Annotated in this window: 12 protein-coding genes and 3 pseudogenes; 3 read left to right on the forward strand and 12 right to left on the reverse strand. The window is 37.0% G+C overall.

What is annotated here, in order from left to right; all coding sequences use genetic code 11:
- Window positions 1-58: 58 nt before the first annotated feature.
- A complete protein-coding gene (locus tag L5L91_RS18360) occupies window positions 59-1,270 on the reverse strand; it encodes a cytotoxic necrotizing factor Rho-activating domain-containing protein (RefSeq protein ID WP_263237385.1) in 1,212 nt (403 codons plus the stop codon).
- A gap of 315 nt (window positions 1,271-1,585) precedes the next feature.
- On the opposite strand from L5L91_RS18360, the pseudogene L5L91_RS22750 reads away from it, so the two are divergent.
- Together L5L91_RS22750 and L5L91_RS18365 are read left to right on the forward strand one after the other, a co-directional pair.
- Window positions 1,586-1,697, forward strand: a pseudogene (locus L5L91_RS22750) (IS5/IS1182 family transposase); the annotation flags it as partial.
- A 437-nt stretch (window positions 1,698-2,134) separates the two neighbouring features.
- Complete coding sequence (locus L5L91_RS18365; RefSeq protein WP_263162446.1) at window positions 2,135-3,067, forward strand: SGNH/GDSL hydrolase family protein; 933 nt, start codon at window positions 2,135-2,137, stop codon at window positions 3,065-3,067.
- 283 nt (window positions 3,068-3,350) lie between these two features.
- Here the strand turns inward: L5L91_RS18365 and L5L91_RS18370 are convergent.
- Together L5L91_RS18370 and L5L91_RS18375 are read right to left on the reverse strand one after the other, a co-directional pair.
- Window positions 3,351-3,458, reverse strand: a pseudogene (locus tag L5L91_RS18370) (transposase); the annotation flags it as partial.
- 22 nt (window positions 3,459-3,480) lie between these two features.
- The gene (locus L5L91_RS18375) at window positions 3,481-4,401 is read right to left on the reverse strand and encodes a LysR substrate-binding domain-containing protein (protein WP_263237386.1); all 921 of its coding nucleotides are present in this window, start codon (window positions 4,399-4,401) and stop codon (window positions 3,481-3,483) included.
- Between the two features lie 1,145 nt (window positions 4,402-5,546).
- On the opposite strand from L5L91_RS18375, the gene L5L91_RS18380 reads away from it, so the two are divergent.
- On the forward strand, window positions 5,547-6,095 hold the full coding sequence (locus L5L91_RS18380) for a transcriptional regulator (protein WP_263162451.1): 549 nt from the start codon (window positions 5,547-5,549) through the stop codon (window positions 6,093-6,095).
- A gap of 596 nt (window positions 6,096-6,691) precedes the next feature.
- Here the strand turns inward: L5L91_RS18380 and L5L91_RS18385 are convergent.
- The 9 genes and pseudogenes from L5L91_RS18385 to L5L91_RS18425 all read right to left on the reverse strand — a co-directional run.
- The gene (locus tag L5L91_RS18385) at window positions 6,692-6,910 is read right to left on the reverse strand and encodes a FliM/FliN family flagellar motor switch protein (RefSeq protein ID WP_263237388.1); all 219 of its coding nucleotides are present in this window, start codon (window positions 6,908-6,910) and stop codon (window positions 6,692-6,694) included.
- Window positions 6,911-7,546 (reverse strand): hypothetical protein, encoded by a 636-nt coding sequence (locus L5L91_RS18390; protein ID WP_263237389.1) that lies wholly within the window; start codon window positions 7,544-7,546, stop codon window positions 6,911-6,913.
- A gap of 13 nt (window positions 7,547-7,559) precedes the next feature.
- Window positions 7,560-8,564: a hypothetical protein gene (locus L5L91_RS18395; protein WP_263237390.1), complete on the reverse strand. Its 1,005-nt coding sequence runs from the start codon at window positions 8,562-8,564 to the stop codon at window positions 7,560-7,562.
- Window positions 8,551-8,946 (reverse strand): hypothetical protein, encoded by a 396-nt coding sequence (locus L5L91_RS18400; protein WP_263237391.1) that lies wholly within the window; start codon window positions 8,944-8,946, stop codon window positions 8,551-8,553. Before L5L91_RS18400 ends, L5L91_RS18395 begins: the two co-directional genes overlap by 14 nt.
- Complete coding sequence (locus L5L91_RS18405; RefSeq protein ID WP_263237397.1) at window positions 8,936-9,778, reverse strand: OmpA family protein; 843 nt, start codon at window positions 9,776-9,778, stop codon at window positions 8,936-8,938. The genes L5L91_RS18400 and L5L91_RS18405 overlap by 11 nt, the downstream gene beginning before the upstream one ends.
- Window positions 9,771-10,817, reverse strand: a complete 1,047-nt coding sequence (locus tag L5L91_RS18410; RefSeq protein WP_263237393.1) for an EscU/YscU/HrcU family type III secretion system export apparatus switch protein — start codon at window positions 10,815-10,817, stop codon at window positions 9,771-9,773. Before L5L91_RS18410 ends, L5L91_RS18405 begins: the two co-directional genes overlap by 8 nt.
- A gap of 4 nt (window positions 10,818-10,821) precedes the next feature.
- Window positions 10,822-12,705 (reverse strand): FHIPEP family type III secretion protein, encoded by a 1,884-nt coding sequence (locus L5L91_RS18415; protein ID WP_263237395.1) that lies wholly within the window; start codon window positions 12,703-12,705, stop codon window positions 10,822-10,824.
- Window positions 12,702-13,298 carry a hypothetical protein gene (locus L5L91_RS18420; protein ID WP_173248264.1) on the reverse strand — a complete coding sequence of 199 codons (597 nt, stop codon included), beginning with the start codon at window positions 13,296-13,298 and terminating at the stop codon, window positions 12,702-12,704. Before L5L91_RS18420 ends, L5L91_RS18415 begins: the two co-directional genes overlap by 4 nt.
- A 137-nt stretch (window positions 13,299-13,435) precedes the next feature.
- Window positions 13,436-14,400, reverse strand: a pseudogene (locus L5L91_RS18425) (hypothetical protein); the annotation flags it as partial.

Raw genomic sequence — 14,400 nt, forward strand, 5'->3', positions numbered from 1 at the left:
GTTTTTTCCAACTGATTAGCTGCTTAATTAGTTAATATAATAGAGAAAAATTAGCCAATTAACGAGAAAACTCTTTGTCAGCAAATAATGCGAACATCGAATGTTGCAATGATCGTGTTTCAAAGCTACCGCTATCTATACTAAGATCATCTCCTAATACATTCACACTGATTTTACCTTTATTTTTACTAACTAAAGCCATGGCATTTCCTACGCGGGCTTCATCTCGTTTTGGTCCCATGTCATAATCAAAGCAGTTTACATTGGATTGGTTCATGACTGACTCACCGTGACCACAATAAATAAAAGCAGATTGGTCGAAATGGCTAGATAAATAACTTACTAACTCTTGGTTATTAGTACATGGTAAAGTATTAGATGTGTCACTAGCTAAAAATTCAGCACTTTGTGCAATCGACTCCGCACCTTTCTCTCCTGTAATCCAATCGTTATTTTCATTATTATATTGACCAGCATGGAAAGCAAACAACTTACTAGACTTAGTAGCAAACACAACAGAGCATCCCGATAAACTCCCAGCATGAATTAAAATAGGCTGGCCCTCTTTGACTTGATTTAAATCGAATGAGATACCAATAGTACCTTTATTACCATTATCCACAGCGAGTATATGCAGGTTGTTATCAAATGTTGCTTGATGAAAATACTGCCCAATTGGGCTTCCAGGAATTAATTCCTCTGGTACAATGTGATCGCCAGTGTAATATATTAATCCAGCTTTACTTTCTAGAGTATCTGAAGAAATATACTGGCCATTCTTATCATTTTGAATATGAGTTATAGGGAATGGTAAGTGTTCGTATTTTTTATGACAATCAATAATCCCCTTGCCGATTAAGGGTGACAATTGACCTTTAAGAACAGTTTGCTTGTCTGATTGTAGGCTGTGTAACGATAAGTCTGCAGACTTGAAGTGATTTCGTCGCGGGTCATTTTTCCATTGAGCACTTGCTTCTTCGGTTGAACCTTTTTTAACTTCAATAGTTAAGCCTCGCTTACTTAACATTTTGTTCTTACCAGAGCTATTATCAAATAAAGATTTAATTTTAGTCAGTACGGTTGCAGACTTGATTGATTTGTTATTTTTAATAAAGTTAGAATAAGTTTTATTTTTTGTTAATTTTTTCTTCTCTTGTTCAGTCAACGGACGAACAGAAACCAATTGAATCGGTGACGAATTATCGCTATTTTTTAAATTCGGCGTCAATAAGTCATAAGAGTTAGCTTTACTAAATATATTCATGCGCATGTCAAGTTTTCCACTGAGTTAAAAAATGAGCATATTCGATATCAGTATATTTCCTTAATGAAAAAATATAATATTTCATCACTTTTAATTATCAAAAACTATTTAAGGGAACTAACGTGAATAAACATGAATAAATATTATCATTCCTCCTTCACTAAGCAGGATTGATAGACTTAAACATTAGCCACAGAAAACACGTTTGAAAAAATAAAAATTAGTAAATACAATGCATAGGTGGTGACTATAAATGGCTAATGCTGCTACCTCACCTTTAAAATACTCACCATGTAAAGGTGAGCTATATCGGTAAATTGTTATAAACAGTCCATCAGCCCGAAATTGAGTCTGCGGGATTACAACAGTCAGGTTTAAAAGTGATGAACAAGTCATAAGGCTAGCTATGCCCATCCGCCAGAGGGTCAATTAGCACAGGAAACAAGGTAGGAATGGGGTCACTGGAGAGTGATTTAAGTAATAAGGCCTCTTGGATAGAAAAATATTTTCAAGCCAATACAGTATGATCGTCTAGAAACCATATAGATACAGACCTCAAGCTCTAATTCAATAATCATCAGAGTATTTCATTATTTTTATGGTGTACATCTGTCTAATAAGTCTGATAGTCATAAAACTGACAGATAACCAATAGGAAATATCCCTATGCCATTTCGCATAGTTCAAGGAACAATATTCGTACCACTCAATACGAACACCCAACACCGCAATCCTACAATCTCAATAAAACATGTTCGGCCTCTATTAGCATCATCCCAATCTCCACACTCACGACTAAAGTATCAGCACCATAATAGTGTGGTGAAGGGACCTGTATCGACACAGGATACGATTGATGGACCCACTCAGATGACAGACTTCAGCCACCGTTTATTTGAAGTCGCAGTAAATGATCACCAAGAGCGTCAACAAAGGCTTTCTAATATATTAACCCCTCATGATCACGCATCACTGAATCATATTAAACGTTTGGTCGTGATAGGAGATAGTCTATCGGATTCAGAAGGCCGAATGAAATCAAAAACCTTGGGAATAATGCTTTCCTCTAAACAATATCACGCTGGACGTTTTACCAATGGTTTCGTATGGCCAGATTTTATATCTTCACCTGCCTATTTGAATAAAGAACTGGTAAATTATGCCGAAGGTGGTGCTGTAGCGGCTAAATATTCCAAGTTAAATCCCACCTTCTGGTTTATTTCCAACATGGAACGTCAAATTAAAAAACATGATTTTAAATCTGATGACTTAGTCATACTCGCTCTGGGCAGCAACGATTATATGACGTTCGATAAGAAAGACACTCAAAAAGTGGTACACTGTTACGAGAAACAAATCACTAAATTAGTGGGAAATAAAAAAATAAAAAACATCTTAGTTACAGGGATTCCAGACTTCACGAAGACAGCCTATGCCCAAAAACAAGACGAAACATATCGCACCAGTAATAGTGCTCTCGCCAGTGAACATAATGCTAGCCTAAGCCAAAAAATAGCAGAACTCGCGGAGCGATATAAGGCCGAAGGAGTAAATATACAGTTTTTCGATTTCGATAATCAATTTACTGAATTACTAGATAAAGCTGATAAGGTAGGTTATGACACTCACACAGCAAATAGCGTCGGTTATGTGGATATCTTTGGCACGAGTAAAGCTTTTGATCCTGCACATCGGCATGTATTTCATGATGAAGTTCATCCAAGCCAAGAGGTACACCAAATGTTAGCATCTCGAATGAGCGATTATATTATCTATAAATTTGGAAAATTAACCGATAATTAAAAAATTATCAATTACATAAGATTTTATTGCGTCCATATTAATTAGACGCAATAATTTAATTCTATTATAGAACAACAAGAAACCTAGCCACCATGTTAAAAAAAACAATATTATGTGCGTTCGAGCGATAGTTCCCGAAGTCAATTTAATAAGAACTACTAAAAGTAGTTAAATACATAATAGAGGTAGAAATCGAGCTAATTCTTTCATAAATAACGTATTTAAGTTGCGCCAACTCATTGCCTAAAGGTTGGCGGTTTAAAATAGTTTTGGTGTCAGTTTTTTAAAAGTGCTGACAGCTTGTCGTAAAATGCCGCCGTCGTTTTTCTAAGTGTTCACAGTAATAGGTGAGTTCTTGCAGAGCCGTCACCACAGGGCTATAAAATATCTTAATTTAGATTTACCCTAATAAATTAGCTATGCGATTTTATGAAATCAAAATATGCGAAGCGAATTTCATTAACGAGATTCAATGCAGCTGGAGTTAATTTTTTGTTACGAGGAAAAATCAAGCTATAATGGCCCTCAGGAAGCTTATCCTTAATTGGAATAATAGATATCAAGTCTTTGTGATGTGGAGCTAAAAACATAGGTCTAGGACCAACAAACAAATAGTCCTCATTTAATACAAGTTTCCGAGCGATAGCACTTGAATCACCAAAAATTACCGAACCACAAGATTTGACTCCATTAGGAAAAATTACTATTTCTAAATCGCTATAATATCCATGACTTGCAGCTGGAATATACCTTTTTGCAGCCTGTAGTTCAGCTAGTGAAGTACTATTAGCAAGAGGATGTCCTTTGCGAGCTACGACCGAAAAACTACACGATGTCAACCTCTCTTCAACAAACTCATTAAGCATTAAATCGGAAGATACAACGCCAATAAAAAAATCTAGCTTCCCCATACGTAAAGAGCTTAGTAATTCAGAAAGCTGCCCTTCAATAATAGTAATCCGAGTGGAATTATGGCGTTCTTGGAACTTTTTAATAACATCAGGAACAATACTAGTAGCAGGGAAATGAGAGCAACCAAAAGCTATTTTCCCATCTGATAATTTCTCAATTTGTCGTAATTCATCAACTGCTCTCTCTAACTCATTCAGGATTAAATTCATTCTAGGCTCAAACATCATGCCGGCTTTAGTTAATACAGTGCTATTCATCCCTCTGTCTAACAAGGTAACACCCAGCGTCTTTTCAAGCTCCTGGATACTTCTCGTCAATGTCGACTGTGTCTGATGAAGCATTTGTGCAGCAGCACTAATATTTCCATGTTGAATAATAGCCCTAAGATTTCTAAGTTGATTTAGTTTCGGCAACGCTTTCATTCTATCTCCTTCAATATAATGGACTTTCTTTTTTACTACATTTCCATACGCAGGATAGCTGTAGATAGGATCACTCTGAGTAATAACTGGAACTTAAAAGCAATACCTCCATTGGCAAAACAACACTCAATTAATAATAGTAATAATTCTTGTTTAAGATAAGGGTATTTGCTACTACGTTGTGACTTATTAAAATTTGGCTACAGCATACAACGACTTAGTATCGCAGACATTCCTAGTTTTAGCCCATGAGACCTAATGTGTACTGCAACCTCATTCGACTTATAGCAGAAAATATTATCAGATAAAAACCTCTTGACTGTAGGAAGGTGTATTGGCATAGATCAATCACTGCAATGAATTTTTTAACAACCTCAAGGTCGTTTTTGACAAATAATACAACAATATAATTACCAGAAAACCATCAAAAAAACAGTGTGTTATGAAAATCAACTTCGCAAGTTAAAGGGCAAAAGAACAAAAAATTCATAGCCATGAAAAAAATAGAGTTTTTTTTTAAGCAAGTCTCGCTAGTATGCCTCTCCGTTATTGAGCACTTGACGCATTGTTTTGTTGTTTAGTACATATTAAAATCATAAATATCAATTCGATATACTTGCAGATTTACCAAAAACTATCATGACACAACTGGGAAATGTGAAAATTTTTATCCAGAAAATCACGAAAATATCAAAAAAACAATTACAAAAAAATATAAATTACTAACTTACTACAAGGCGGTGTTTTTCGATTGATGCATAGTTTAACTATTGAAGTAAATTAAACTTGATCAACAACAATATTTGAAATGACCGAACAAGGAATAACACAGAAATCAAGTGCTGAGGGCAATACAAAGTTATCTCCTAAACTTAATAAAATGACTAATTATTAATTTATAAAACACAATATAGCAACATGAGTCACTAGCGATGAATAAATTGCTGCACCGCATAAATAGACTAAAGACTGCTTTTGACAGTAATGAGCACGGCAAGCAAATGACACAGCAAAAAGCAGTCAAACAAACTAGTCTAATAACCAAGAAAAAATCATTAAATACCTTATTCATAAAACGAATAGGGTTCATTTATCATACTTAACACTAGACTTATATCAAACGAGTGAACTTAAGAGGGCAAAAAATGACAAGAAACTATGTGTTGGGAAATCAGTTAGTATTTGATGTACTTAAAAGACAGATTAGTACACAAGAAAATACAGTGAAGATAGGTGGTCGCGAGGCAGTAATCTTAAAGTTACTATGTGATAATTTTAATAGTGTTGTGGATAAGGAATATATTCAAGAAAAAGTTTGGGGGAAAGTATTTGTAAGCGAAACATCCTTGACAAAAGCTATTTCAAATTTGCGAAAAATCCTTACCCAATTCGACAACTTAGCTTGCGAAATCAAAACAATTTCAAAAGAAGGTTATGTACTTATTTTAGATGAAAGTACCACGGACATTCAAATTCCCGATAAAAAAGATATAATTGACATTAAAAGTATCGAACAAGGAAATAAAGCTTTAAACAATCACGGCATGATTTCATCTTTCATAGAGAAAACGGAAATGATGCGAGAAAATTTGTCTATTAAGCATGTATATTTTTTCTTAGTATGCTTAATTTCTTCACTACTTGCATCGATGTTTACCGTTGTAGCTATTGTTACCATAAATAAAATATTTTAATAACTATAACAGCTGTTTTTGGTTTGAATATCTCATTATATATTATAAGCATGTAAAAATGAGCTGTAAATATATTCCATAAAAATCAAAACACACTTGCATTATATAGCCAAGGCATTGGCTAATGATATTATACAAGTCAATAAATCTAGCTCAGATATAGTGATGAAGAGTGAATAGCTACGCATTAACTCTACAGAAATAAGTTCTCCAAAGACATCTGCAAGCGAAATACATAATTAGAATAGAGTATTTACACTTTAGAATAGGAGGTAGTACCTTACTAAAAAATCTATCAGCCTAATTATTTGCAATAAACACGTCTATCTAATTAACTTCGCATCTACTCAAATCTGATTAAATTTTTTCATAGTGCTTTATATCTAAATAAGTTAACTATTGATTAACACTTGCTTGCATAATATAGAAACTCTTAATGCCAATCAATATAGTTAGCAGAAAAACCTTACTAATAAATAAAATATAAAGGCACAAGATATCCTCTGATATACATGCGCCACAAATATATAGATTTAACCAATAGATAAATCGTTATATTAATTTAACTATTACAGGTTTTAACTTGAAAATATAATTTAACTCACGATGTTATTAACTTGTTCAATAGAAACATAAAACTGGTCATCTACTTTTATTAATGAGCCTGTTGCTATCAGTTCATTACCACTTTTTAATAATACTTCAGATTGAACAAAGTCGTTTACTGGCTTAATTTGACTGGTTTGCAAATGATTAAGTTCATCCAATGTCATAGTGCAATTTGCAATAACAACATCTATCGCGATGCGCATCATTTAGCCTCCCTGAGAAATAGAAATAATTGAGCGACGGACATCACGGATCTCTTCTTGAGCTGAGGTAATTTCTGTCATCGTATTTTTAAACTTTTGTTGCTCAGTATCTAAATCGACTTGGATGGTGTCACAATATGCTGTCATAGTTGCATTCATGGATTGGAGTTGATCATAAGTAACACTTTTTGATGACCAATCAGTACCAGCAATCTCTCCTACACCATTAGGATTACCAAGTTTTTGTTGAATTATGTTATTTATGTCTCCCAGATATTTCGAAGCAACTCCAGAATTTAATGTCGTCTTTTTATCATCACCAGGTTTAGTGTTCGGTAATCTATCGCTCATAATTAATCCCCATAGGCGGTTAATTTCAGCAATGGCCTCTGACTTTAATGAAATATTGTCAGCTTTAGCTTCAGCACTTTTTGTTTGCTCTGAAATATATTTTGAAAGAATTGTATCAATCAAACTTAACGGGTCTCGATTGCCCGCTGAAAATAAATAATTTGAAGATGATGCTTTAACCGCTTTAGTCGCTATGGGGAGCTGGCTCAAGGCCAATTCGAGCGCCTTAGCCTCGGACTCAGGAGTGGGAATAGCACTGGCCATAGATCTAGCTTGAATATCTAGCATTTCAGTTTTCCTATTATGATTGAATAAAATATACGCGTGTTTGATTGCGGTCTTTAAAAATGACCTTATTACGTGAAATAGACTGAATCACACCTAGAAGTGGTACATTACTACCAACCCAATATCGATACTTGTCGTCATATATATACCCTCTTGATGTCGATGAGTAAAAGATTGAATATGGAAAGTTGGCATTATCAATAACTTGAGTGCTATCATTCCGAACTGAAACGGATGGGATAATATCCTGTAGCCCATTAGCTCTTAGCACAATTGCAGCTTTGGCGTTATCATTGACAAACCAAGTATCATTTATCTTATTAAACGACAAACCATATTCGCCTAACACAGCCATAACTCGATTATCAGTTTCAAAGGTCTCAACCTGGATTTGATCACGATCGACTTTATTTATTACCTTATAACTAACAGGCTGCTTCGAATCGCTTGAGACTAATTCCACAACAGGTTGTGAGAGAATTTGCAAATTATTTGCTTCAACAATCTCAGCATTTGCTTGCAAAGCCTCAGGCAACAACAAAAAGGAGGCGCTATTGGGCACCTTAAGCTTGCCATTCTTGACGTAACTACCGTTGAGTTGAGTTAAGTGTTCTGCAATTTGCGTGTACTGGTTAGCTTGATATACCATCCACATACCTAGACCCAATCCAGCATTAAGCAACAAAGTTAACATAATGAGTGCTTGATATTTTCGAGCTAGATAGCTTAACCATTGTGGTTTACGTTTACCTTCTTGATAAACAAAAAAGGCTATGCCTCTTAAGCGATAGATACGGCCTGATTTCAGTTTTTTTAATCGGTCGTTTTTTCTTGATCCTCTAATACAGATGATATTTTTATCATTGCAAAACTCCCAACGAGTACTTACAGGCAAAATTTCTGGAACATAAAGCGTTTCTGCATCTATATCTTTATTTGACCCTGTAATAACTAGTTTTGGTTCTACTGGTAATATTACGCCATGCAGGTGGCCATCAATGAATTCAACTAACCACATGCAAGTTCAACTCTTGTCTCAATGTATTTGCAATACTCACAGTATCACTCAACGCTTTCAATAAACCTTGAGGATGGTCTGGTAAAGGTATATTACGCACATAGAAATAATCATTCGACTTAAACTTAGCAATATATCCACCCGATGTTAATGAAAAATTAGCATTTATCTTTAACGCAGTCTCTGCAGGGAAATGCTCAATATCGAGTTCAACCAGAATCAAGATAGTGTTGGCAAGGCCAACGCGAGCACCATCTTCAATGCGGCAGCTTACATCACCAAAATGACACAATAATGCTTGGTGTTCATCTAGCGATAGGCTTGAAGCTTGCACTAAGTGAGTAAATTCCATTATAAATAAGGTAAATTTTTTATTTTTCATCGTAATTAAACTTCATCTCAATCATAAAGCGGCGCTGAGTAATACGCTGTTCAGCAGTTGGTAAACCATTTTCAACACTACCGCGTAAAAAAATGGGCGTATTTCTCATACCTTCAGTTTGTAAAAAGTATTTCACGCTTTTAGCGCGCGCATCAGCTAGACGTCGATTACTCTCATAAGCTCCTGATGAATCAGCAATGCCATAAACCAATATGCTTTCTATTGGCTTTCCACGCAGATCTTCAATCATGCGAACCAACATATTTCTACCATCTGGTGTCAGAGCTGATTCATTCACCATAAATAGCTCATTAAATACTAAACGTACGTGTTTAGACTGAGTACGACAAATATCGAATATATTATCTAATGCGCATGATGATTTATCGTCTACTATCCAATATTTCCCATCGTCCGAACTCCAACGATCACCCGCTATAGATCGACCGGTATCAGCTACAGTTGAACGGTCACTGCCAGAAAATTTATTACCCTTCACTACATTAATAAGATTTGAATAGAGCCAATAGTCACCTTGACAACTGCTTACCTCGCTTAACGCATAGGTATGTAAATTAGCGATATATAGCCGACTTGGATGAGAAGGCGTAGAAACTTCAATACATGTCGTTTGATGTGGTGAACCATCTACATATTCAGGTATTCTCTTTACCCAATAACGTAGATGGTCTACATCATCAATCTCAGAAAACAGTAAATTATAAATATCTTGTTTCCATTCATGATCCCATATTATTGAATCATCTTTCACATTCTGGGCACATGAAGTGAGTCCAACTATCACCCCTATCCAAAGCCAATTTCTAAACATTTTTTGCACTTTCCTGCTTATTTAATTCTAAGAGAATAAAAGCGATATGGCGGTAAAACTCTTTAGGAATATAGTCTTCACCAGTACGCATACTTTTATAGAATGCCCTTGCAAGCCCTATATGTTCCAAAATCGGAATATTAAGCGCCTCTAATCTACGGCGTTCATCCAATGCAAATGATTCAGTTGTAATCTTGAGCACGACAGGGACTTTATCTATCATGCAGTCATAGCAAATAGGCACTAAGATATGCGTAGGATTTGCAATAGCAAAAGTTGGTGTACGCCCTTTAGTCATTGGCGCATCCATGACTTCTCGCATTTGCCGTTTGCGTTCAGACTTCATTTCTGGCGAGCCTTCCGTTTCTTTCATTTCATTTTTCATTTCAGTAAACGTCATACGGTTTTTATGATTAAAGTGATAACTCTCAGCCATAAAATCTACACAACCTAAACTTACGCCATAAACAAAAAACAATAAGGAAACCAAGCCCACATACAGCATTAGATTATAAATAAAGTATGACACATTGTTTATTTGTGCCAACCTAGTCAATTCTGCGCCACCAATATCAAAAACATATTTAAGCAAAAACAACAAAAACGTTAACTCTAGCACCTTACGTAATGAACGGGATATTGCCTCAATTCCAAATATATTTTTAGCCCCCGTAACTGGGCTAATCTTTTCCATTTTAAGACCTAATGACTCAGTATTAATAACATTCTTATTTAGCATTACCCAACTAATAGCTGCCATGACGAGCTTAATCATTAGCAGTATGAATATACCCCACGAAATCACAGTGTAAATAATGTCTAAGCCTGTCTGTATATCTGCATATAACATTACCTCAAACCAATCATTTGACGAATCAAAAATAAAATAAACTGTACCAATAAATATCACTGCAAATACCACTAACTCCATAGTCGGTTCTGCTAGTTCAGTTTTTGGAAACTGACCTTTTTTTCTTAACTCCCGAAGCTTCTTCTCCGTTGGCGGATATTTTTTGGGTTCAGTTGATTCGTTTGACATAAATTTAGATCAAAACTTGTAGTGGTTCGGAACTCACAACACAACTTGGATCAGCTATATCACCATGGCTACATACTGAAATAGTTGATACCACCTGCTGGAAGAAAGATTTAACCGAATTAATTTCATTATCGTTCACAACTAAAGTCGGCTTACTTCCATATAGTGAGGTCATTCGCAGAACTTCCTGGCGTAATGCTGACTGAAGCTCAATTAGGCTATCTAAATCCTCACTCTCTCCCATGACAAAGGTTTCAATGCACTCGGTTAGTTCAGAACTCAACAGCGCAACATAGATTTTTCCCTCAGAATTCATTAAACGTGAGGTGATTTCATATCTTGCTTGATTTCGAATCCGATTGAGCCAATTTTTAGACTCATTATCGATACGAGACCAATAAATTAATGCCTCAAAGAAAGTCACCCTATCGAGATAAAACTCGCGAGCACGGATCATTTCTTTAATCACATCATGGACACGGTTCAAACCAAGTGCCGAGTCGATTTCGTTTTTAATCACTTCACTTTGGCTTGCAAGTCCTTCAATAATATTGCTGGTGTATTGAAGGTTATACTTTTCAACTAAGCATTTCCGTAAAAAATATTGCACAATCGTAGCGATATTTTGGGTGGCAGCATCGCTAACAAAAATTTCGTCCCCAAGTACTTCGATTAGCTCTGCAGACTCATCATGTGAGAAGCTATAAATACGAATACCCGAAATATGAACTTCTATATCAACAGTAAGTTGCTCATCTACTGTGATAATAGGGGCGCCGAGGGCTTGGCCCCAAAGTGCTTTTTCAATCTGTACAAGACTAGTTTCTACCAGGGTGCAATGCTGAGGTTCCCTTAGCACAAATGTAAGAGATTCATATAGTCCACTGCCGGCAATGCCTGTATTTACGACAGTTTTTGGCTTGCCTTGCACTCGCCACAGTAAGAACGCTGACAGCGTACATAAGATAAATAACGTCATACACACATAGAAAAGACTTGGACTGAGTAGACCGAGTAGTAAAATCAAGGCTCCAATAACTAACAGGCTTTTCCAAAAACGGCTAACCTGCTTTGCCATCTGCCCCATAAATGAACTAGATTCTTCATCCCCTTTAATACGCGTGAGATACACACCGCAAGCGATAGATAACAATAAGCTGGGGATCTGCGAGACAAGACCATCACCTATCGTCAGTACAGAGAATCGGCTAACACTTTCAGATAGCGAGAGATCAAACTGATTAACCCCAACATAAATGCCACCAAACAGGTTAACCAAGCTGATCAAAATACCAGCAATAGCATCACCTTTTACGAATTTCATTGCCCCATCAAGCGAACCAAACAGCCGATTTTCGGTGCTTAAATCAGAGCGTAACTTTTGTGCTTGCTCACCTGTAATAAGACCGCTTTTTAAATCGCCGTCAATCGTCATTTGTCTACCAGGTAAGGCATCCAGAGAGAATCTGGCCCCCACTTCCGCGACCCTTTCGCCACCTTTGGTAACAACTAAAAATTGCACTATGGTGATAATGATAAAGATGAGTAACCCTGAAATAAGGTTCCCTCCCATCACAAACTCCCCCACGGTTTCAATCACATGACCTACATCTTCATTCGCAATAATGTTTCGGGTCGTTGCGATAGACAATAACAAGCGAAAGGTCGTCAGTAACAATACGACCGTTGGTAAAAATGTCACCATTAGAGGTTGATCATTCTCAAGCATGATAACCAGCAGCAACACTGAACTAATAAAACTAATTAAAATAAACAGATCGATCACCACTCCGGGAAGGGTGAACAAAATAATAGTTGGCAACGCAAATGCGATAATCACACTGCTGGGATTAAACTTGATAGGAAACCGACGAAGACGCTTAATCATACCGTCTCCAAGCTAGTCCGTAGTGCTTCAACAATCGACTGAGTTTCTATGCTAATAATCTTGTCGTCATTCTCTATCGTCAGCACGGCGAATCCATTGACATAGGTATGCTCTACAGACAAATGTCTTGCCTGATCGTCTATTTCAGCATGGAGTAAGTCCACAAGATGTCCGATTAAATACTCATTAAGACTCAGTTCTGTTAAACGCAATTTTACGGTTTCAGCGAGTCGGTTTTTCAATTCATCTTTCAACAAACTAAGACTTTGATACTGTTCTTCAACAATATCGACAAGCTGTTGATTGGCTTCGTCAAACCAACGCTCTTGATTAACCTGAAATTCTTCTTCTATCTCATTATATAAATTATTAGCGTGAAGATTGAGCGCCTGCTCTTTCTCCTCGATCAGTTGCACCACTTGCTCTTCAAGCATTTGCTGGTATTGCTCGACTCTCTCTTCTAAAGCAGATAATAACGACTTAGCCTCGTTATAAATAAGAAGATCAGACTTCTTTATTACGTTTGAGTGACGCTCTTTCTTAAATGCAATCTGTGGAACTAATCGATGCAATGAATTGATTTCTATATACAAGACATACCTCATTCTGGTTTAGAATTTAAGCTTACTAAATCCTTAAATCTCACTACAAAAGAAAAAAAAAGATTAAACCTGAACTCTTATGATTTAATCTTTTCAATTGATGGAGAGTCTGGAGGTTAGCTATTGATTCAAGGCGCTAAAACCAGATTACTTCGAACAACCGGAGAGGTAACAATCAGTTTTCCACTGGCAGTCCCGAGTAAATATGAACGTCCAGTCGACACTAGATCCAACCCTGAAATTTGCTGGTAATCAGATTTATTCATTCGATTAACGGGATTTAACTGCGACTTAATCTCGGCCCGATCCCTTAAATTATTTAATTTACCGGCAAAATGATTTTGTCCCCGCATACTGGTAGCCCCTTGAGTCAACAGGACCTTCGAATTCAAACTTTTCAAATACTGACCTAAATCTTGTTTTCGCCACTCTTCAAATTCAGCAGAATCTTTTTTACCTCGTAAAGACTCAGGTATAGGTCGCCAAGATCCCATTAACGTGCCAGCCTCTGGACGATCTAAGAACTTAGGTACCCTATGTTGAATATGTCCCCCCGCTCGACCTACTATGCGCGATTCGATCTTACCTAGGTCAAGTTGTGGTTTAGCAGTACTTTTTTGACTCTCAGCGGCAATAGCAGGACCAGCTGTCTCAGTCGACACTGGGGTTAATGTATTAACTAACGTTGCTACAACACCGACTTCACCATCAGTCACATCCGTCATCGATGACGAACCGTTGCCCGTTGCAGCTGAGGTTGTACCGCTGCCATTACCTGCCGCGGGACCACGAGGATGAGCTGTAGCTGCACTCGGCACTGCATCTGGGGTTGTCCCCAAATTACGTCTAGGTCCTTGGGTGTAATTGCTGCCCGTTTGCGCACCCTGACTCAGATTCACAGGTGTTGAACTACTCACCTCCCATTTACGGCCAGTGTATCCTTGTGCAGCATTCGCCTCAGGCACCACTGTCGCAGGGGTATCTTCCGTAGGCACGCCATCCGTCTGTGACATTGAAGGCGTGTTTGTGGTGTTCGCCGCGACAGGCGAACGAGCCGGTGTACCTGTATTTGTAGGAACATCGGCTTGCGTGC

This window comes from Shewanella sp. SM55 (assembly GCF_025654025.1).
In the GTDB taxonomy this organism is placed as follows: Bacteria; Pseudomonadota; Gammaproteobacteria; order Enterobacterales; family Shewanellaceae; genus Shewanella; species Shewanella oncorhynchi.

Bases quoted from the DNA above. Each gene is read 5' to 3' on its own strand.
- L5L91_RS18365 (WP_263162446.1), top strand. From the start codon at position 2,135: ATGACAGACTTCAGCCACCGTTTATTTGAAGTCGCAGTAAATGATCAC.
- L5L91_RS18410 (WP_263237393.1), bottom strand. From the start codon at position 10,817: ATGTCAAACGAATCAACTGAACCCAAAAAATATCCGCCAACGGAGAAG.
- L5L91_RS18360 (WP_263237385.1), bottom strand. From the start codon at position 1,270: ATGCGCATGAATATATTTAGTAAAGCTAACTCTTATGACTTATTGACG.
- L5L91_RS18380 (WP_263162451.1), top strand. From the start codon at position 5,547: ATGACAAGAAACTATGTGTTGGGAAATCAGTTAGTATTTGATGTACTT.
- L5L91_RS18390 (WP_263237389.1), bottom strand. From the start codon at position 7,546: ATGCTAGATATTCAAGCTAGATCTATGGCCAGTGCTATTCCCACTCCT.
- L5L91_RS18405 (WP_263237397.1), bottom strand. From the start codon at position 9,778: ATGTTTAGAAATTGGCTTTGGATAGGGGTGATAGTTGGACTCACTTCA.
- L5L91_RS18375 (WP_263237386.1), bottom strand. From the start codon at position 4,401: ATGAAAGCGTTGCCGAAACTAAATCAACTTAGAAATCTTAGGGCTATT.
- L5L91_RS18400 (WP_263237391.1), bottom strand. From the start codon at position 8,946: ATGAAAAATAAAAAATTTACCTTATTTATAATGGAATTTACTCACTTA.
- L5L91_RS18415 (WP_263237395.1), bottom strand. From the start codon at position 12,705: ATGATTAAGCGTCTTCGTCGGTTTCCTATCAAGTTTAATCCCAGCAGT.
- L5L91_RS18395 (WP_263237390.1), bottom strand. From the start codon at position 8,564: ATGTGGTTAGTTGAATTCATTGATGGCCACCTGCATGGCGTAATATTA.
- L5L91_RS18385 (WP_263237388.1), bottom strand. From the start codon at position 6,910: ATGATGCGCATCGCGATAGATGTTGTTATTGCAAATTGCACTATGACA.